The sequence below is a fragment of the Lentilactobacillus parakefiri genome, from assembly GCF_002157585.1.
Classification (GTDB): domain Bacteria; phylum Bacillota; class Bacilli; order Lactobacillales; family Lactobacillaceae; genus Lentilactobacillus; species Lentilactobacillus parakefiri.
In genome coordinates, this window is the sequence record NZ_BDGB01000079.1 from 59,829 (window position 1) to 81,310 (window position 21,482).

18 protein-coding genes are annotated in these 21,482 nt (G+C 43.8%); all 18 read left to right on the forward strand.

The window, feature by feature from the left end:
- Position 1 precedes the first annotated feature (1 nt).
- The 18 genes from frr (at position 2) to dnaK (ending at position 21,457) form a co-directional block, all read left to right on the forward strand.
- Positions 2-565: a ribosome recycling factor gene (gene frr, locus LPKJCM_RS08790; protein WP_057962019.1), complete on the forward strand. Its 564-nt coding sequence runs from the start codon at positions 2-4 to the stop codon at positions 563-565.
- A gap of 14 nt (positions 566-579) precedes the next feature.
- Entirely contained in the window at positions 580-1,032 is a 453-nt protein-coding gene (locus LPKJCM_RS08795; RefSeq protein WP_057962020.1) for a hypothetical protein, read from the forward strand.
- A gap of 287 nt (positions 1,033-1,319) precedes the next feature.
- On the forward strand, positions 1,320-2,090 hold the full coding sequence (uppS, locus tag LPKJCM_RS08800; protein ID WP_057962021.1) for an undecaprenyl pyrophosphate synthase: 771 nt from the start codon (positions 1,320-1,322) through the stop codon (positions 2,088-2,090).
- Between the two features lie 12 nt (positions 2,091-2,102).
- Entirely contained in the window at positions 2,103-2,891 is a 789-nt protein-coding gene (locus LPKJCM_RS08805) for a phosphatidate cytidylyltransferase (RefSeq protein WP_057962022.1), read from the forward strand.
- A 21-nt stretch (positions 2,892-2,912) separates the two neighbouring features.
- Positions 2,913-4,187 (forward strand): RIP metalloprotease RseP, encoded by a 1,275-nt coding sequence (gene rseP, locus LPKJCM_RS08810; RefSeq protein ID WP_057962023.1) that lies wholly within the window; start codon positions 2,913-2,915, stop codon positions 4,185-4,187.
- Between the two features lie 30 nt (positions 4,188-4,217).
- A complete protein-coding gene (locus LPKJCM_RS08815) occupies positions 4,218-5,927 on the forward strand; it encodes a proline--tRNA ligase (protein WP_057962024.1) in 1,710 nt (569 codons plus the stop codon).
- 123 nt (positions 5,928-6,050) lie between these two features.
- On the forward strand, positions 6,051-10,370 hold the full coding sequence (locus LPKJCM_RS08820; protein ID WP_057962025.1) for a PolC-type DNA polymerase III: 4,320 nt from the start codon (positions 6,051-6,053) through the stop codon (positions 10,368-10,370).
- Between the two features lie 152 nt (positions 10,371-10,522).
- Positions 10,523-10,996, forward strand: coding sequence for a ribosome maturation factor RimP (gene rimP, locus LPKJCM_RS08825; RefSeq protein ID WP_057962026.1), 474 nt, complete (start codon positions 10,523-10,525; stop codon positions 10,994-10,996).
- A 17-nt stretch (positions 10,997-11,013) separates the two neighbouring features.
- Positions 11,014-12,204, forward strand: coding sequence for a transcription termination factor NusA (nusA, locus tag LPKJCM_RS08830; protein ID WP_057962027.1), 1,191 nt, complete (start codon positions 11,014-11,016; stop codon positions 12,202-12,204).
- Between the two features lie 18 nt (positions 12,205-12,222).
- A complete protein-coding gene (gene rnpM / locus LPKJCM_RS08835) occupies positions 12,223-12,522 on the forward strand; it encodes an RNase P modulator RnpM (protein ID WP_057962028.1) in 300 nt (99 codons plus the stop codon).
- Positions 12,512-12,829, forward strand: coding sequence for a L7Ae/L30e/S12e/Gadd45 family ribosomal protein (locus LPKJCM_RS08840; protein WP_057962029.1), 318 nt, complete (start codon positions 12,512-12,514; stop codon positions 12,827-12,829). The genes rnpM and LPKJCM_RS08840 overlap by 11 nt, the downstream gene beginning before the upstream one ends.
- 4 nt (positions 12,830-12,833) lie before the next feature.
- Entirely contained in the window at positions 12,834-15,431 is a 2,598-nt protein-coding gene (gene infB, locus LPKJCM_RS08845; RefSeq protein WP_057962030.1) for a translation initiation factor IF-2, read from the forward strand.
- Between the two features lie 15 nt (positions 15,432-15,446).
- Positions 15,447-15,800 (forward strand): 30S ribosome-binding factor RbfA, encoded by a 354-nt coding sequence (gene rbfA, locus LPKJCM_RS08850; RefSeq protein WP_057962031.1) that lies wholly within the window; start codon positions 15,447-15,449, stop codon positions 15,798-15,800.
- 82 nt (positions 15,801-15,882) lie between these two features.
- Positions 15,883-16,788 (forward strand): tRNA pseudouridine(55) synthase TruB, encoded by a 906-nt coding sequence (truB, locus tag LPKJCM_RS08855; RefSeq protein WP_057962032.1) that lies wholly within the window; start codon positions 15,883-15,885, stop codon positions 16,786-16,788.
- An 18-nt stretch (positions 16,789-16,806) separates the two neighbouring features.
- The gene (ribF, locus tag LPKJCM_RS08860) at positions 16,807-17,763 is read left to right on the forward strand and encodes a riboflavin biosynthesis protein RibF (protein ID WP_057962033.1); all 957 of its coding nucleotides are present in this window, start codon (positions 16,807-16,809) and stop codon (positions 17,761-17,763) included.
- Between the two features lie 125 nt (positions 17,764-17,888).
- The gene (gene hrcA / locus LPKJCM_RS08865; RefSeq protein WP_057962087.1) at positions 17,889-18,932 is read left to right on the forward strand and encodes a heat-inducible transcriptional repressor HrcA; all 1,044 of its coding nucleotides are present in this window, start codon (positions 17,889-17,891) and stop codon (positions 18,930-18,932) included.
- Positions 18,933-18,949: 17 nt separating this feature from the next.
- Positions 18,950-19,558 (forward strand): nucleotide exchange factor GrpE, encoded by a 609-nt coding sequence (gene grpE / locus LPKJCM_RS08870; RefSeq protein ID WP_057962034.1) that lies wholly within the window; start codon positions 18,950-18,952, stop codon positions 19,556-19,558.
- Between the two features lie 27 nt (positions 19,559-19,585).
- Positions 19,586-21,457, forward strand: a complete 1,872-nt coding sequence (gene dnaK / locus LPKJCM_RS08875; RefSeq protein ID WP_057962035.1) for a molecular chaperone DnaK — start codon at positions 19,586-19,588, stop codon at positions 21,455-21,457.
- Positions 21,458-21,482: the final 25 nt, after the last annotated feature.

Consider the following 21,482-nt stretch of genomic DNA (forward strand, 5'->3'; position numbering starts at 1 on the left):
TATGGCAGATGCACAATCAGTATTAAACGAAGCAAAAGAAAAAATGAAAAGCACCCGCGAGGTATTGGAACATGAGATGGGTAGCATTCGTGCCGGTCATGCCAATGCGAGTTTATTGAGTGGCGTGATGGTAGATTATTATGGTGCCCCAACTCCTTTAAATCAGATTGCTTCAATTACCATCCCAGAGGCACGGGTGATCTTGATCACACCTTATGATAAGAGCGCCTTGGAAGGCATCGAAAAAGGAATTTATGAAGCCGATTTAGGCATTAGTCCAGCTAATGATGGGACTGCGATCCGCTTGGCAGTTCCTGCGTTAACTGAAGATCGCCGTAAAGAAATTGCCAAGCAAGTCAAAGCAACGGGTGAGAAGAGCAAGGTTGCGATTCGAAACGTCCGTAGAGAGGCAATGGATACCCTCAAACGCAGTAATAAAAGTGAAGATATCACTGATGATGAACTACACCGTTATGAAGATCAGGTTCAAAAACTGACTGACGATTCGATTAAAGGTGTCGACGGAATTGTGGCCGATAAAGAACAAGAAGTCATGAACGGCTAGAAGGAGGCAATACGATGGCAGATAATCATAATGACAATAATACAGATAACGACGAAATTGCAGTTGTGCCTGGAACCGATGAATTTGGCAAGATGCTTTTCAAACTAAATACACCCGTTACGGAAGATAACCTGGGAGTTTTGGATTATAATGGCGGCCATTTGCAGCCCGTTCAGGATGGGCTATATGCAATGCCCGCTTACGTAACAGATGGATTTAATTTGTTCTTCATCGTTTCACAACTGGTTGAAAACGATTGGGTCATTGCTTTTTCCACTGCAACAATTGAGAATGACAACGAAATTACGGATCTTTCGGAACCCTATACAACTGGTAAGGGATTGAACCTGTTGGGACAGAAGAGCCCAGAAGATGCCAATAAGTTGTTGAAGTATTTCAATACATTGGCTGAGGCAAATCGCGGTGAATGGCGAATGGTTGAACGTCCAGACGGTGAATCTGATTAGTACGAATCGTATCTTATCGGTGAAACATAACGCGGTTCGTTTCCAGAATACAAGCAAGCAATCCGAATATCCTGGACTTGGATATTTGGATTGCTTGCTTGTATGGACGAAAATTGCTTCATTTCCGACGCTTCCACATGAAAATATTTCAAATGATGAAAGACGGGTGAGACGATAAATGTTTTTGTCCCACCCTCATTTGGTGTTCGTCGTATTTTTGAAGATATCCGTGTTAATCCACTTTCGATCCAAAGCCAAGTAAATATTCAGTTTTTAAGGAGCGTATAATGTTTAAGAACACACAAGATAAGCAAGAAGCAGCCCCGCAGCTCAAAGACGACAATATTCCGGCACACGTTGCGATTATTATGGATGGCAATGGACGTTGGGCACAAAAGCGCCATTTACCGAGGATTGCCGGTCACAAGCGCGGGATGGAAACAGTTAAAACAATTACCAAAGTTGCAAGTGATCTTGGTGTCAAGGTTCTGACGTTATACGCATTTTCGACCGAAAATTGGAAACGGCCTCACGATGAAGTCAGTTATTTAATGGGCTTGCCGGTTAAGTTCTTCAACGATTTCGTTCCAGATTTAGTTAAAAATAACGTTCAAGTTCGTGTGATGGGTGTCAAAGATCAGTTGCCTGTTCAAACGCAAAAGGCCGTTAATGACGCTATTAAAGATACCGCCGAGTGTACGGGCATGATCTTAAACTTTGCTTTGAATTATGGCAGTCGCTTGGATATCAGGCTGGCAGTACAAGAAATTGGCCGCCAGGTTGCAAACGGTCAGTTGGATCCGGAGAAGATTACGGATCAAACCATTGATGCCAATTTAATGACCGGATTTCTCGGTGATTTAGCCGATCCGGATCTTTTAATCCGAACCAGCGGCGAAGAACGTATATCAAATTTCTTGCTGTGGCAGATTGCTTACAGCGAGCTTGTTTTTACCGACGTTTTATGGCCTGATTTTGATCGATCCGTTTTTGAACAGATGATCTTGGAATATCAGCAACGTGATCGTCGCTTTGGCGGAATTAAAACTAGTAAATAGGGGAGAAACAAATTGAGACAACGTGTGATAACAGCAGTTGTGGCTTTATTAATCTTTATTCCAATCATCGTGATGGGCGGAATTTGGGTTGACATTGCCGCTTTGGCACTTGGAATTGTGGCCATCTCTGAAATATTAGTGATGAAGAAAAAATTGTTGATTTCTCCGGAATCAATCATTGCCTATTTAGGTGTCTGTTCACTTATTCTTCCAGATGCCTGGACGAGGGTGTTACCCGGATACATCAATCAAAACTTTGTTTTCTTTTTGTTTGTCCTGATGCTTTTGCTGCAAACCGTTTTGAGTAGGAACCTATTTTCGTTTGATGATGCGGGTGTCATTGCCTTGGGGATGCTGTACATTGGTATGGGATTTCACTATTTTGTCGCTGCTCGGGGAGTTTCACTGACAGTCTTGCTGTACGCGTTATTTATTGTTTGGGTAACCGACAGCGGGGCATATATTTTTGGCCGGATGTTTGGTAAACACAAGCTGGCACCGAGGATCAGTCCCAACAAGACTTGGGAAGGATCAATTGGCGGCTCGCTTGCAGCAACCATTTTGTGTACCGCATTTGTTGCATTCTACCCAATAACTGGGCATTCACTCTTGCAAATGTTCATCTTCACGATTATTCTCTCTATAGCTGGTCAATTCGGTGACCTCATTGAGTCTGCATTAAAACGTTATTATGGTGTTAAAGATTCAGGTAAGATTTTACCAGGGCATGGCGGTATCTTGGACCGGTTCGACAGTTTGCTTTTCGTTTTACCAATGCTTCATTTACTGAGCGTTATTTAGTTCTTAGGAGGAAAGTGTCACTTGATAACTACAATTATTGTTTTCATAATCGTCTTCGGTATTCTTGTGATCTTTCATGAGTTTGGCCACTATATCACCGCTCAGCGCTCGGGCATTTTGGTCCGGGAGTTTTCTGTCGGAATGGGGCCAAAAGTGTTTTATTATCGGAAAAACAGTACAACGTTTACCCTGAGACTGCTACCTTTGGGTGGTTACGTTCGGATGGCAGGAGAAGCTGACGATGGTGAAGATGAATTAAAACCCGGAACTCCGGTTACCCTCCAACTAAATGATGGCGGGGTTGTCACTTCAATCAACACCAGCAATAAGCATTCACTTTTCCAGGGGATTCCGCTGACAATCACCGATACCAACCTTGACGACAATTTGTATGTCAAAGGATATGAAAATGGTGATGAATCTCAGATTAAATCATATCCAGTTGATCACGACGCAACGATTATTGAAAAAGATGGGACCGAGCTTCAGATCGCACCGAGGGATGTTCAATTTCAGTCGGCCTCGTTACCTAATCGAATGTTAACAAATGTCGCTGGGGTGTTTAACAATTTACTGCTTGCGATTTTGGTCTACACAATTTTAGGCTTTGTCCAAGGTGGCGTTGCCTCAAATACCAATAAAATTAACGTGTTACCCACTGACTCTGTTGCTCGGAGTGCGGGTGTTAAATCCGGCGACCGAATTGTCGCTGTTGATGGTCATAAGACGACTGACTGGCAAGATTTGACCGTTCAGATTCGCTCCAAAGCAGACAAACAAATTTCTGTGAAGATTCAGCGAGAAGGTCAGGATAAAGTTTTATCCATGAAACCAAAATCTCAGACCTCTGGTGGCCAAAAGTCAGGTTTCATTGGTATCACTCAGACGATGGATACCAGTTTTAAAGCCAAAATTCTTTCTGGATTTACGACGACTTGGACAGTTGCCAAACAGCTGTTTGGCGCCCTTTGGAGCATGGTCAGCGGTCACTTTAGTTTAAATGATTTGGGTGGGCCGGTTGCAATTTTTGCCACCACTTCACAGGCTGCCAAGATGGGGCTTTCAGGGGTATTGAACTTCCTGGCCTTCCTCTCGTTAAACCTGGCAATCATCAACCTGATTCCAATCCCAGGGCTTGACGGGGGTAAGCTCATCTTGAACATTTTAGAAGCAATCAGAAGAAAGCCCGTTTCTCAAACCACCGAAACGATTATCACTTTGATTGGTTTTGCATTCTTGATGCTGCTTATGATTTTGGTTACCTGGAATGATATTGAGAGATACTTTTTACATTAAGTAAGTTAACTTCGAAGGAGAACCTTATAAATGAAACAATCACAGATGCTGATCCCCACACTAAAAGAAACTCCAAAAGGCGCGGAAGCTTTAAGCCATCAAATGCTGGTTCGCGGTGGTTATATCCGCCAGATTTCAGCTGGCATGTACGCATACTTGCCATTGGCATACCGGGTTTTAAACAAAATTGAAACGATCATTCGCCAGGAAATGGTAAAAACCTCCGCCCACGAAATGTTGATGCCAGACATTTTGCCGGCTGATCTCTGGAAAGAGTCAGGGCGTTATGATACATATGGTCCGGAGCTCTTCAAATTTAAGAATCGTCACGAGACTGATTTTATTTTGGGGCCCACCCACGAGGAAACGTTTACCGCGTTAATTCGAGATTCCATCAAATCATACAAGCAGCTGCCGCTGGTTCTTTATCAAATCCAAAATAAATACCGCGATGAGAACCGTCCCAGATACGGGCTGCTGCGAAGTCGTGAATTTATTATGAAAGATGCCTACTCATTTGCCACTAACGATGACGACTTAGATAAGACATATCAGGCAATGGAACAAGCCTACCGAAATATCTTTGATCGAATTGGTTTGAAGTACAAAGTGATTATTGGTGATGGTGGTGCAATGGGGGGATCTGATTCTAAAGAATTCTCTGCTATGGCTGCCGTTGGTGAGGATACGATTGTTTATTCAGATCAAAGTGACTACTTTGCCAATTTGGAAATGGCCAAATCAAAGGTAGACGATCTGCCATCAGATGAACCTGAAGAAGATATTAAGAAAGTTGAAACACCCAACGCTAAGACCATTGCCGAAGTGGCTGCTTTCTTGAAAGTATCGGCTGAGCAGACCATTAAATCAATGTTATACATTGCTGATGAGAAACCAGTGATGGTACTTGTCCGTGGTGATTACGATGTGAATGATGTTAAACTAAAAAACTATTTGGGCGCAGATTTCCTCGATTTGGCGACTGACGAACAAGCCAAGACCTATTTGGGAGCTGACTTTGGTTCCTTAGGGCCAGTTGGGGTTGGCGAAGACGTTCGAATCGTTGCCGATCAAAGGGTCGCCAACATGAAGAACGCTATCGTTGGTGCTAATGAGGATGGTTACCATTACGTCAATGCCAATTCTGGCCGCGATTTCCGGATTGATGACCTGGACGATTTCGTTGTTGTCAAAGAAGGCGAAAAAACGCCTGATGGTAAAGGAACGCTGAAATTTACCCGTGGAATTGAAATTGGCCACATCTTTAAATTAGGCACCCGCTACTCTAAGAGTCTCAAAGCCAATGTGCTGGACGAAAATGGTCGGTCAGTGCCGGTTATTATGGGATCCTACGGCATTGGTGTCAGTCGATTGCTTTCCGCAATCTCGGAACAAAATGCTGATGAAAACGGATTGGTATGGCCAACGTCCGTTGCGCCATTTGATGTTCATATTATTCCAATCAATGCCAAAAAGGCTGTTCAGATGGATTTAGCCAATCAAATTGAAGCTCAATTAACTTCTGATCACTTGCAGGTACTAGTTGATGACCGTAAGGAGCGGGCAGGGGTTAAATTTGCCGACTCGGATCTAATGGGAATTCCACTGAGAGTGACGATTGGGAAAAAAGCTGAAGATGGCATTGTGGAAATCAAAACTCGAAAGAATGGCGAAACTGTTGAGGTTAATGTTGCCGAGTTAAGTGGGACAATCAAAAAGATGTTGAAGAATCTTGACTAATGATGTCGTAACTAATTAATATAGACGTATGTTTTCGTCACTTCTAAACTGGTTGGACCAAAACTTGGGTTTTGTGTCCAGCCAGTTGTTGTAAAACCGTTATTTTTTGGAAGAGGTATTGTGATGAGTTTGGATCGAAACCAATTATTTGAAAAGTTGCTTGAACAGCTTCAATGGACACAGGCAAATCAACTGCCTTATTTTAAGGATGCTAAAATTGATCGCTTGGAAGTTCACAAACAAAGTCAGCGGTGGCAGTTCGATATTTCACTTCCACGAATCCTACCATTTGAGGTTTTCAACGATTTTAATGCCAGACTGCAGTCGGCGTTTAAGGAAATTGCTGACGTTTCGCTGAATATTTCGGCGGAAAATGACACCTTTACAGAACAGTTGCTTCGACAATACTGGCAGTGGGTCGTGCCACATAGTGGTGTTACGTCGCCCTTAATGAAGGAGTTGTGCGCGGATAAGTTCCCATCCATTGTTGATTCACGGGTAGAGTTTGTCGCTGAAAATGATATTGTCAAAGACTTCATGACCAATACGGCCTTGGGGCCTATTGAAGAGGCCTTTCAGCGGGCGGGATTCCCTGATTTTACGATTCACACGATTGTCGATGAAAGTTCTTCTCAGCAAAATATCCAAGCCTTAAAAAAGAAGAATGAAGCGGCCAACGCAGAACTGGTCAAAAAGGCCAATGAAGCGATCAAGGAAAATGCCCAAACCCACCCCAAGAGCAGCTCTGGTGGCGGCAAATCAACCATTGGTCGACGAATCAAAGACGATTTACCCGTCATGAAGATGGAAGAAATTGTTGAAGAGGAGCGGTCAGTCGTTGTTTCTGGCTACATTTTCGATAAAGAAATCAGAGCATTACGATCTGGGCGCCAACTGTTGATGCTGAAGATCACGGACTACACGTCATCGATTCAGGTGAAGAAATTTTCAAATAAAGGCGAGGAGGCTTTATTTGAGGGCATTAACGAAGGCGACTGGGTGAAGGTTCGCGGAAGCGTTCAAGAGGATAATTACTCCCATGAACTTACTTTAAATGCCTACGACATTAAGCCAGTTAAAACCGTTAGCCGTCAAGATACAGCCGATGATGACAAGAAACGCGTTGAGCTGCATCTGCATACAACCATGAGCCAAATGGATGCAACCAATAATATTGCCGATTTTGCCAAACAGGCCAAGCATTTCGGGCAAAAGGCGCTGGCAATTACTGACCATGCGGGTGTCCAGGGATTTCCAGACGCTTTTCATGCCGGCCAGAAGAATGACATTAAAATGCTCTACGGTGTCGAAATCAATTTGGTCGATGATGGTGTGCCAATTACCTATAATGACAAACATGTTCCCCTCAAGGACGCGACCTACGTTGTTTTTGATACTGAAACGACCGGCCTATCAGCCATTTATGATCGGGTTATCGAGCTTTCAGCGGTCAAGATGCAGAATAGCAACGTTATCGCGCAATTTGAAGAGTTCATCGATCCGGGCTTTCATTTGTCCGAACGAACGACGAATCTGACCTCAATTACCGATGAAATGGTTCATGGCTCGAAATCCGAGGAAGAAGTATTCAAACTATTCCGGGAATTTTGCGGTGATGCGATTGTGGTTGGTCATAACGTCACGTTTGATATGGGATTCATGAATACCGGCTACGTTCGTCACGGCATGCACGAGATGCAAAATCCAATCATTGATACGTTGACGTTAGCCAGATTTCTGTATCCCAATTTACGAGGCTACCGACTGAATACTTTAGCTAAAAAGTTTGACGTTAGTCTGGAACACCATCACCGGGCAATTTATGATGCTGAAACCACTGGTCACTTAAACTATCTCTTTTTAAAGGATGCTGAAGATCGTTATGGGATTGCCTATCATGATGAACTAAATGACCACATGACTGATAATGACGCCTACCGACATGCCCGGCCCTCTCACGCAATTTTGTTGGCCAAAACTCAGGCCGGCCTCAAAAATATGTTTAAAATCGTTTCATTATCAAATGTTGACTATTTCTACCGGGTGCCGCGGGTTCCCCGTACACAATTGAAAAAGTATCGAGATGGCTTGATTGTTGGTTCTGCCTGTTCATCAGGAGAGGTCTTTACGGCCATGATGCAAAAAGGCCTGGATGAAGCTCGCCAAAAGGCAGGTTTCTATGACTATCTTGAAGTGCAGCCCAAACGCGCTTATGCGCCGTTAATCGAATCTGGTTTGATCGCAGATAATGAAAACCTCGAGCAAATTATCGGCAATATGGTCAAACTTGGTGATGAATTGAAAAAACCGGTCGTCGCGACCGGAGACGTGCATTATCTTAATCCACAGGATTACATTTACCGGAAAATTTTGATTAACTCACAGGGTGGGGCCAATCCTTTGAACCGCCAGGAATTACCGGACCTACACTTCTTAACGACGGATGAAATGCTGAATGATTTCAACTTTTTAGGCAAAGAGAAGGCCGAAGAAATCGTTGTTGATAATACGAATAGGATTGCCGACGAAATTGAAGATGTCCATCCTTTGAAGGATAAATTGTATACCCCACGAATGGAAGGGGCTGAGGATGAGATCAAGTCCCGGACAATGGACACCGCCCACGCTTGGTATGGCGATCCACTGCCAAAAATTGTCTCTGATCGGTTGGACAAAGAGCTAAAAAGTATTATCGGTAATGGCTTCTCAGTGATTTACTTAATTGCTCAACGATTGGTTGCCAAAAGTAACAAGGACGGGTACTTGGTAGGTTCCCGTGGGTCTGTTGGATCCAGTTTGGTAGCAACACTCACCGGAATTACGGAGGTCAATCCACTACCCCCACATTATCGTTGTCCGAATTGTCAGCACACCGAATTCTTCACTAAAGGTGAATACAGTTCCGGCTATGATTTGCCCCATAAAAAGTGTCCTGAATGTGGCACGATGATGATCGGAGACGGTCACAACATTCCGTTCGAAACGTTCTTGGGCTTTACTGGAAATAAGGTTCCTGATATTGATTTAAACTTTTCTGGGGATTACCAGCCAATCGCTCATAATTACACCAAGGTGTTATTTGGCGAGAAGAATGTTTTTCGTGCCGGAACGATTGGCACCGTGGCCGACAAGACGGCCTATGGCTACGTCAAGGCGTACGAACGTGACAAGGGTGAAGTGTACCGGCAAGCTGAAGAAGATCGGCTGGCGAAAGGTGCGACCGGTGTCAAACGAACTACCGGTCAACATCCAGCTGGAATCATTGTTGTCCCGGATTATATGGATATCTATGATTTCACACCGATTCAGTACCCAGCCGATGATCAGGATGCAGCTTGGCAAACGACCCACTTCGATTTCCACTCGATTCATGATAATATTTTAAAAATCGATATTCTGGGTCATGATGATCCAACGATGATTCGGATGCTCCAAGATTTATCCGGAATTGATCCGAAAACGATTCCGATGGATGATCCTGGTGTGATGTCGATTTTCTCCAGTCCAAAAATCTTGGGAGTTACTGAAGATCAGATTCAATCCAAGACAGGCACGTTAGGCGTACCGGAGTTTGGAACTCGATTTGTCCGCGGCATGCTTGAGCAGACTCATCCAAGTAATTATTCCGAACTCCTTCAAATTTCTGGTCTCTCCCATGGGACCGATGTTTGGATCGGGAATGCCGATGAATTGATTAAGAATGGAACGGCCACCATCGCCAATGTGATTGGGTGCCGTGATAACATTATGACCGACTTGATCAATTGGGGACTTGATTCCGAATTATCCTTCCAGATTATGGAAAGTGTTCGACATGGTCGTGGGATTCCCGATGATTGGCAAGCTGAAATGAAGAAAGCTAAGATCCCTGATTGGTATATTCAGTCATGTTTGAAGATTAAGTACATGTTTCCTCGTGCCCATGCGGCCGCTTATATTCTGATGGCGCTTCGAATTGCCTATTTCAAAGTCTACTTCCCAATGGTCTACTACGCTTCATACTTCTCCGTTCGAGCTGATGATTTTGATATTGTCTCGATGTGCAGGGGCAAAGAGGCCGTGAAAAATGCCATGCGGATGATTAATGATAAGGGAATGGAAGCTTCCACCAAGGAGAAGAATTTGCTGACCGTTTTGGAATTGGCCAACGAGATGCTCGAACGCGGCTACCAGTTCCAAATGGTTGATTTGGACAAATCTGACGCTAGTCAATGGTTGATTGACGGTGATAAATTGATTGCGCCGTTTAATTCTGTGCCAGGATTAGGACTGAACGTCGCCAAACAAATTGTGGCTGCCAGAGAAGACAAGCCGTTTATTTCTAAGGAAGACCTAGCCAAACGTGGCAAAGTTTCCAAGACTTTGATCGACTTCATGACCGAGAATAAAGTTTTGGCCGGCTTGCCTGATGAAAATCAGTTAAGTTTGTTTGACATAATGTAAAAGCCGCCCAAAAAATTCTCAGTTGTTGGTCAAAACGTGCTCGCCTTGTAATGAATCGACGGATATGTTATAGTTAGTTTACTAAATAACTTGTAAGGGAGTGAGCAGAAATGCTCGCTCTTTTTAATGGATAATTTTTAGGAGGCCTATTTTTGAGCAATGTTGTTGAAACGGTCAAACAAGTTGTTGAACCAATCTTAGAAAACCACTCGTTTTACTTATTCGATGTTGAATTTGTAAAAGAGAACAAAAGCTGGTATTTGCGGGTTTATATTGATAAAAAAGGTGGCATTACCATTGACGATTGTGTCTTGGTTAGCGATGAGTTAAGCGAAAAACTGGATGCGATGGATCCCGATCCAATCCCCCAAGCTTATTTCCTGGAGGTTTCATCTCCCGGAGCGGAGCGACCACTTAGAAACGATGAGGAACTCAAACAAGCAACGGGTGAGTACATTCATGTTTCCCTCTATCAAAACCTTAATGGTAATAAAACATTTGAGGGCACTCTCAAGTCAGTCGATGATGACAACTTGGTGCTTCAAAATGATAAGTGGGGCAAGCAGGATACGTTAGAAATACCGCGGAACTTAATTGCTAAAGCGCGGCTTGCAATTCAATTTTAGTCAAAGGAGACACAATAATGAGTAAAGAACTTTTAGGAGCGCTGTCTGCTCTGGAAGAAGAAAAGGGCATCAAAAAAGAGGTTGTCATTGAAGCCTTGGAAGCCGCGTTAGTTTCGGCATACAAACGAAATTACGGTCAAGCTCAAAATGTCGAAGTTTCATTTGACGACAAAAAGGGTGAGATGCACGTTTACGCTGTCAAGACGGTGGTTGACGATGTTGTTGATGATCAACTTCAGGTGTCTCTTGATGATGCCCTTGAAATTAACAAAGGTTATGAATTAGGGGACGAAATCAAATTCGAAGTGACTCCACAGAACTTTGGGCGAATTGCTGCTCAAACCGCTAAGCAAGTGATCATGCAGCGGGTTCGTGAAGCCGAACGAGAAAACGTCTTTGATGAATATTCTAAGTATGAAGATGAATTGGTGACCGGAACCGTTGAGCGCCAGGATACCCGTTTTGTTTACGTTAATCTGGGAAAAGTTGAAGCCGTTATGGGTTCCAAAGACCAGATGCCTAACGAGGTCTATCGCCCACAGGATCGCATTAAGGTTTATGTCACTAAGGTTGAAAATGCTACTAAAGGACCCCAGGTCTTTGTCAGCCGAACAGCGACCGGGATGCTCAAACGGTTATTTGAACAAGAAGTTCCCGAGATTTATGATGGAACTGTGGAGATCGTCTCAATTGCCAGAGAAGCCGGTGACCGGGCCAAAGTTGCCGTTCGTTCAAATAACACCGATATCGATCCAGTCGGAACTGCGGTTGGACCAAGGGGGCAGCGGGTTCAGACCATTGTTAACGAACTCCACGGCGAAAACATGGATATTGTGGAATGGGATGAAGATGATGCTTCTTACATCGCTAACTCACTGAATCCAGCTGAGGTAATCGATGTTATCTTCGATGACGACAATGAACGTGCCTGCACGGTGATTGTTCCGGATTATCAGTTGTCACTGGCCATTGGTAAAAAGGGTCAAAATGCCCGCCTGGCAGCCAAATTGACTGGCTTTAAGATTGATATTAAATCAGAAACCGAAGCCAAAGAATTCCTTGCCAATAAGGCCGCTGCCAAAGATGATGATGCTGAAACCGCATCCGATGAGGGTGATCAAACAGATGAGCCCACGGAGGATGCTTCTGCAGATAGTGCGGATGTCAATTCCAACCCTGATGAGTCGAACGAGGATACGCAGGACTAATTTTTAGGAGGCGATTTTTTGAAAAAGCGAAAAATTCCAATGCGTAAAGATATCGTAACTGGTGAAATGGCGCCCAAAAAAGAATTAGTTAGAATTGTCCGTGACTCAGACGGCCACGTTTCAATCGATGAAACTGGGAAGAAATCCGGCCGTGGCGCTTATATTTCAATTAACGTTGATATTGCCCGCAAAGCCAAAGCTGAACACACCTTTGAAAAAGTATTTTCAACAACTTTGGATGACAACTTTTATGACGATCTGATTGCCTATGTTGACCATAAGCAAGCCCGAAAAGAGTTGTTCGAAGATGGACAATAATCAGGCAATTTTGAATTTCTTGGGTCTGGCACGGCGAGCAAGTAAAATTATTTCCGGCCAGGATATGCTGTTGTCAAAAATCCGTAGTGGTAAGATTTTCTTCTTGTTTATTGCGGAAGACACCGGTAAAGCAACCCAAAAGAAGTTTAACGATAAGTCAAATTACTATCATATACCCGTGAATAACAGTTACACTAAAGCAGTACTTAGTGAAGCAATTGGAATGAAACGAACCATTATTGGTATTTCTGATCGGGGTATGGCAAAAAAATTGGTTGAATTAACCGATAACAATAAAGGAGAGTGATTATATGGGGAAAAAGCGAATTTACGAATTAGCTAAAGAACTGAATGTCTCCAGTAAGCAAATCGTTGACCGTGGTAATAAGCAGGGCTTCGATATTAAAAATCACATGTCAACCGTTGACGCTAATCAAGAGCGCCAGATTCGGGCGATGTTTAGCAAGGGTGGCAACAAGTCGACTGGAAACAGTCAATCAAGCCATAACAGTCGACCAAACAGCATTCATTCAACTAATGCAAAGCCGAAAGAACATGCAGTTGCTCATGCACAAAGTCGCCCAGCTGCCCACCATGACAGTAACCCGTCACATCCGGTAAGTCGAAATACACAGCAGACAACCAGAAACGCGGACAGTAACCGTTCTAATAATAGTAATCGTTCAAATAGTAGTAGTCGCTCAAGTGTTTCCCGCAACACGAATAGTACGGCTCAAAGAAATCAGTCAAATAATCACAGCCATTCGAATAATCATAATCAAGTGACAAGTTCGAATCAGGCCAACCACAATCGTGCCAACCAAAACAATGAGCGGCACAATAACCAAGCTTCAAACACCGCGTCGTCTCGCAATACAAACAGCCATTCAACTGGGAATAATACGACTTCAAGTAATCGTTACAGCTCGAATAACAATTCCAACCACAGTAACACGAGCCGTAGTTCCAATAACTTCTCCAATCACAATACCGGCAGTGGACGATTTGGCGGCAGCTTGAATCGGAATAATACGCGTGGCGGTTCCCGTAAAGCTAATAAGAAGCGTAACAAGAAGCAGCGTAAACAAAAGAATCAACGCTTGCGTGAAGTCGAGCATCATGGTGCGCCTGAACGCAAGAGTCGGCCATTACCAAAAGTGCTTGAATATCAAGACGGCATGAACGCTCAAGAATTAGGTAAACTCTTGCATCGTGAGCCGGCTGAAATTGTCAAAAAATTATTTATGCTGGGCGTAATGGTGAACCAAAACCAATCTCTTGATAAAGATACCATTGAGATTTTGGCTGCCGATTACGGCATTGAAGCAAAGGAAAAAGTTCACGAAGATTTATCCGATTTGGATAAGATTTTTGAAAAAGAAATGAAGAATACCGACCATTTGGTATCCCGTCCACCAGTTGTCACGATCATGGGACACGTTGACCATGGTAAAACGACTTTGCTGGATCACTTGCGACATTCCCACATTACCGCGGGTGAAGCAGGTGGGATCACCCAAGCGATTGGTGCTTATCAAGTTCGTCACGGCGACAACTTGATTACTTTCTTGGATACCCCTGGACACGCTGCCTTTACCGAAATGCGTGCTCGTGGTGCCAATATCACTGATATTACCATTTTGGTGGTTGCTGCAGATGATGGTGTCATGCCTCAAACCATTGAGGCCATCAACCATGCCAAGGCTGCTAAAACACCAATTATCGTTGCTATTAACAAGATTGATAAGCCGGATGCTAATCCACAGCATGTCACTGATCAATTGATGCAGTATGGCTTAGTTCCTGAAAAACTCGGTGGGGATACGATCTTTGTTGATATCTCAGCCAAATTTGGTAAGAACATTGATGAATTGCTCGATATGATTATCTTGGAAGCCGAAGTGATGGAATTAAAGGCTGATCCTGATCAACCAGCTGCCGGTTCGGTTATCGAAGCCCGTTTGGATCAAGGTAAGGGCCCAGTTGCTACTTTGTTGGTCCAACAAGGGACATTACACGTTGGTGACCCAATCGTTGCCGGCCATACATTTGGTCGAGTGCGGACCATGACCAACGAACGTGGCCGAGATGTCAAGAAAGCCACACCATCAAGTCCAGTGTCCATTACCGGACTAAATGAGGTTCCTGAAGCTGGTGACCGTTACGTTGTCTTTGACGATGAAAAGACTGCTCGTGCCGTTGGTGAAGAACGTGCCAAGGAAGCCCAAGTTGAGGAACGACGAAAGACAACCCGGGTTACTTTGGACAGCTTGTTTGATTCGCTTAAAGAAGGCGAAATGAAGGAAGTTGACATTGTGATCAAGGCTGATGTTCAAGGCTCTGTTGAAGCTTTGGCTAACAGTCTACAAAAGATTGAAGTTGAAGGCGTCAAGGTCAACATCATTCATTCTGGTGTTGGCGCGATTAATGAAAGTGATGTTGCGTTGGCGGAAGCCAGCAACGCCATTATCATTGGCTTTAACGTCCGACCGACGCCACAGGTCAAGTCACAGGCTGACAGCGATCACGTTGACATTCGTCTTCACCAAGTTATTTATAACGCCATTGATGAGGTTGAATCAGCTATGAAGGGGATGCTTGCCCCTACCTACACTGAGCAGGTAACCGGTGAAGTCGAAGTCAGAGACATCTTCAAGGCTTCCAAAGTCGGCACAATTGCTGGTGGTATGGTGGTTGACGGTGTTGTTGAGAAGAATAGTAAGGTTCGTTTGATTCGTGATGGTGTCGTTGTTTATACCGGCGAATTGAACAGCTTGAAACGATTCAAAGATGATGTCAATGAAGTCAAGCAAGGATTTGAATTAGGCTTGACCATCAAAGACTATAATGACATCAAAGTCGGCGATGTGATTGAGGCATATGTAATGAAACAAGTGCCTGTCAAGTAATTTGGAGGTGTTTTCATGGCTCATTATCGGGTTGGCCGATTGGAACAGGAAATTCAAAAAGAAGTCAACGACATTCTGTTAAAACGGATCCGTGATCCTCGAGTTCAGGGTGTGACCTTAACGGGTGTCGAAGTCACAGGAGATCTTCAGCAGGCAACCATCTACTACAGTATTTTGTCCGATAAAAAAGAGGATGAAGAGACAACTGCAAAGGGATTGGATAAGGCCAGCGGACTGATCCGCGGCGAACTTGGACATCGTTTAAGTATTTACAAAACGCCAGAAATCAAGTTCGAGCTGGACACCTCAGTTCAGTATGGTGACAAGATTGACCGCTTAATTAATAAATTAAACCAAGATGGTGACTAATCACCTCGACTGCCCACGCCTAAATGGCTGGGCAGTTTTTTTGTGATATAATTTTATTACATGAAAAAATAGGAGAATTCGAATGGATGGCGTAATTGCATTATATAAAGAGCGTGGCATGACAAGTCACGACTGCATCAGCAAGTTAAGAAAAATTTTGCACACCAAAAAGGTTGGCCATACTGGTACTCTGGACCCAAATGTCGATGGGGTATTGCCAATTTGTATTGGGCAGGCAACTAAAATCAGCGAATTGTTAATGCAGTCAGGAAAAATCTATCGAGGTGCCATTACCTTGGGGGTTGCTTATGATAGTGAGGATCTTGATGGCAATTTGATTGAACAGGTTTCCGTAAAGACACCGTTGACCCCCCCGCAGATTGATGCCGCTTTGACTAAGCTGACGGGGGATATTATGCAAACACCGCCGATGTATTCAGCAGTTAAAGTCAATGGCCACAAACTCTATGAATATGCGCGCAAGGGGATGACGATAAAACGTGATCCACGGCCGATCCATATTGATTATTTTAAACAAATTCAGCCAGCAACTTATGACGCTGCTGCTCACACTCAAACGATCTACTTTGAAGTGGGTTGTTCTAAAGGCACTTATGTCAGGACATTGGCGGTGGATTTTGGTAAACAGGTTGGCTTGCCATCGGTTATGTCCGATCTGACGAGAATTAAAAGCGGCGGTTTTGATATTTCACAGACATCAACCTTGGACCAAGTGAAAGCGGCGGTTGCGTCGGAGAATTTGAACGCTGTCTTGCATCCGTTATCTGAAGCGCTGGCGGAATATCCCAGTTATCAATTGGACGATAGTCGCTGGGCGATTATTTCCCATGGCGGATTTCTGGACCAATCAATCTGTCCAGAGCACGCACCAGTTGTTCGACTGGATTATCAACAACAGGTGAAGGCGCTATATCGATTTGATGAACAAGTCGGCCAATACCGGCCGTTTAGAATGTTTTTAGTTTAATGAAGGTGGTTGATAACAATGAAAATTTCCAGACTACATTATCCATTGCCCGATGACTTCGAGGTTGGGGGACCGACAGTCGTTGCAATGGGATTTTTTGATGGCTTTCATAAAGGTCACCAAGCAGTTTTACAGCGGGCAAAAACGGAAGCTGAAAAGCGGGGAGCCAAGTTGGCGGTCCTGACGTACGATCATCATCCGGCAATTGTCTATCGAAAAATGTCTCCCCACGAACAGCGATACTTGACACTGAATGATTATAAAATGCGGCTGCTGGCCGACTTTGGTGTCAAACAAGTCTTTCTGGTCAACTATTCGTACAATTTTCAAAGTCAAACGCCTGAAGACTTCATCAACAACTTTCTCAAACGCTTCAAGGCGGTGGCGGTCGTTGCCGGCTTTGATCACACTTACGGAAATAAGAACATTGCTACGATGGCTAATTTCCCCAAGTTTGTCAAAGGGGCCTTTGACGTCATTACGGTTCCATCTGTGAATTTAGACGATAAAAAAGTTAGTTCAACCCGCATTCGGATTGAGCTGGATTCAGGTGATGTTGACGGCGTTAACAAGTTGTTGGGGAGGCCATTTCAAACGCGCGGGGTCATTGTTCACGGTGAGGAACGGGGCCGACTTCTTGGCTATCCAACCGCGAACGTTGAGCATTCAGAGTATCAATGGCTGCCGGCAATTGGCATTTATGTCGTGACGGTTGAAATTGCCGGGAAAAAGTATTTGGGGATGGCCTCGATTGGCAAAAATGTGACCTTCTCAGATGTTCATCCGATGACCGTCGAAATCAATTTGATGGACTTTGACAGTAATATCTATGGTGAGGTGGTCAATGTGAACTGGCTTTCTTACTTGAGAAATGAAATTAAGTTTCAAACACCAGCCGATTTGATTGATCAGTTAGATCAAGACAAAACAGCGACTCGCGAATACTTACAACGTCATCCTGAAATCATGGATTAGCACTATTAGCACTCTCCGCAAAATAATGCTAAAATAAGGCTATATTCCCTTGACTTATAACAAACGGTTTGTTAAATTATAAATGTGCCTTAGCACTCGATTATATTGAGTGCTAAAAAGAGGTGATTTGGGTGCTAACGGAAAGGCAAAAAGATATTCTTCAAATAATCATTCGTGATTACACAAGAACGGGCATGCCAGTTGGTTCCAAGGCATTGGCCGAGGAGTTTCCGACCCACGTTAGTTCCGCGACGGTCAGAAATGATATGGCTGCACTTGAATCAGAGGGCTTAATTAGTAAAACGCATTTTTCATCCGGACGGGTTCCATCGATTGAGGGTTACCGGTATTATGTGGATAACCTTGTTCAACCGGACCCGTTGGATGAAGGCGCGGAAGATTTAATCAAAACGTCTTTTAACAGCGAGTTCAACCGTATCGACGAAATTGTCCAGGAATCTGCAAAAGTATTATCGGATTTAACTAATTACATGGCGTTGACGTTCAACCCCGAATCTGGCGAGAATGTGAAGCTGGGGGGCTTTCGACTGGTTAAATTGGATGACCGGCAAGTCATGGCGATCATCGTTACCAATACTGGTCACGTCATCGACAAGATTTTCAGGTTGGCGAACGTTTCGTCCGAACAACTTGAGACGATTGTCAATATTATCAATACGGAGCTGGTCGGTAAACCGCTGAAAGATGTCATGGCAAAGCTGCAATTCGATATTCCCACTTTGATGACAAAGTATATTCAAACGCCAGAGGGATTCTTGAAAATTTTTGGAGATATGTTGAACGAAGCGAGTCGTGATAAGGTTCATGTTGATGGTGAATTGAATTTATTAAAATTCGCCGAACGACAGAATATTGACCGACTAAAACCACTGTATAACTTATTGGGCACTGAAGATTCGGTTTCAAAAATCATTGATCCTAATTCCAAGGATGTCCAAGTTAGGATTGGCGTTGAGCTGCGCAACGACCTGCTAAAAGATTATAGTATTATCACAGGAACTTATGATTTGAAAGAATATGGCCATGGCGTGATTGCAGTGATTGGACCCACCAGGATGCCTTACTCCAAGGTCATTGGAATTGTGGGTGCTTTGCGGGAAGAATTGACCAAGAAGTTACTTGGCTATTACGATGACGATAATCAATAATTTAAGGAGGCAATTGTTTGGCAGACAGTAAAGATGATTCAGTTAAGAAGAATCCAAGTGAGCCAACGAAGGACCAATCAACTCAACCGGCTGAGACGGAAAAAAAGGCCACTAAGTCGGCAAAAAAGGCTGACACGGCCAAAAGTCCGGATGTAAATGATATTAAAAAGTTAAAACAAACGGTAGTCGATTTACAAAAGAAACTTGATGCGATGGAAGATAAATTTCTTCGCGCAGAGGCGGATATGCGAAATATTGAAACTCACGCTAAGAAAGAACAGGCTGATTTGATTAAGTATGACGGCCAACAGCTGGCTCATGATATTCTTCCAATTGTTGATAACTTACAGCGAGCACTTAAAGTTGATGTCACTGACGAAAGCGGCAAGCAACTTAAGCAGGGCGTTTCAATGGTTTATGAGCATTTCACCAAGGCTTTGTCTGATAATGGGGTCGAAGTGATTGATGCGCTGAATAAACCATTTGATCCCAAGTTCGATCAAGCTGTTCAAACTGCACAGGTTGATGATGATCATCCGGCCGACACAGTTGTTCAGGTTCTCCAGGATGGCTATCGCTTGAAGGACCGAGTACTTCGACCAGCGATGGTTGTTGTAGCAAAATAAAACTTTAATAGAAAAAGAGGATTATTTATGGCAAGTAATAAAATTATTGGTATTGATTTAGGAACTACTAACTCTGCCGTTGCCGTTCTTGAAGGCAGCGCGCCTAAAATTATTCCAAACCCAGAAGGTGCCCGTACGACACCCTCAGTTGTAGCGTTTAAAGATGGTCAGCCACAGGTCGGTGAAGTTGCCAAACGACAAGAAATCACCAACCCAAACACTGTTCGCTCAATCAAGAGTCACATGGGTGAACAAGGCTACACAGTTGACATCGAAGGCAAAAAGTACACCCCTCAACAAATTTCTGCGATGATTTTGCAATACATCAAGGATTTTGCTGAAGATTATTTAGGTGACAAGGTTGAAAATGCTGTTATCACTGTCCCTGCCTACTTTAATGATGCTCAACGTCAAGCTACTAAAGATGCTGGTAAAATTGCCGGCTTAAATGTTAAGCGAATTATCAACGAACCAACTGCCGCTGCGTTGGCATATGGTTTGGATAAGCAAGATAAAGATGAAAAGATTCTGGTTTACGATTTGGGTGGTGGAACGTTTGATGTTTCGATCCTTGAATTAGGTGACGGTGTCTTCCAAGTTCTCTCAACCAATGGTGATACCCACTTAGGTGGAGATGATTTTGACCAACGCATTATTGACTGGTTGGTTGACGGTTTCAAGAAAGATAACGGTGTTGACTTATCCAAAGATAAGATGGCATTACAACGCTTGAAGGATGCGGCTGAAAAAGCTAAGAAGGACCTTTCAGGAGTCACTGAATCTGAAATCAGTTTGCCATTTATTTCTGCTGGTGACAATGGTCCCTTGCATCTGCAAACGACATTGACGCGTGCCAAGTTCAACGAATTGACTGCCGACTTGGTTGCTAAGACGAAGGTACCATTTGATAACGCCTTGAAAGACGCCAAATTAAGTACTTCAGATATTGATCAAGTCATCTTAAATGGTGGCTCCACTCGAATTCCTGCTGTTCAAGAAGCTGTTAAGTCATGGACCGGCAAAGATTCAAACCACTCAATCAACCCTGATGAAGCCGTAGCTTTGGGTGCTGCCGTTCAAGGTGGTGTGATTACCGGTGATGTTAAAGACGTCGTCTTACTTGATGTTACGCCATTGTCTTTGGGGATTGAAACCATGGGTGGTGTTTTCACCAAGCTGATCGATCGGAACACGACCATTCCTACCAGCAAGTCACAAGTCTTCTCAACGGCTGCTGATAACCAGCCTGCAGTAGATATTCACGTGCTGCAAGGTGAACGGCCAATGGCTGCCGATGACAAGACATTGGGTCAATTCCAGTTGACTGACATTCCAGCTGCTCCTCGTGGGGTTCCTCAAATCGAAGTTAAGTTTGATATTGACAAGAACGGGATTGTAAACGTTTCTGCCAAGGATAAGGGAACTGGTAAAGAGCAAAAGATCACCATCAAGGATTCGTCAGGCCTTTCAGATGATGAGATTCAAAAGATGATGAAGGAAGCTAAAGAAAACGAAGACGCCGATAAGCAACGTAAGGAATCGGCTGATTTGAACAATGAAGTCGACCAGTTGATTTTCCAAACTGATAAGACCCTTAAAGATGTCAAGGGCAAGGTTTCCGATGACGAAATCAAGAAGGCTGAAGATGCTCGTGATGCCCTCAAGAAAGCCAAGAAAGATAACAACGTTGACGAGATGAAGTCTAAGAAGGATGATTTGAACAAGATTGTTCAAGACTTGGCTGTTAAGTTGTATCAACAACAAGCTCCCAAAGACGGCGGTGCAGCTGCCGGCGAAGGTGCAAAGGGTGATTCAACTGATGGCAAATCAGACGGCAAGAGTGACGATGGCACCGTTGACGGCGACTTCCACGAAGTTCACGATGATGATAAAAAGTAATTTGTAATCAGATATTTGTAATGAG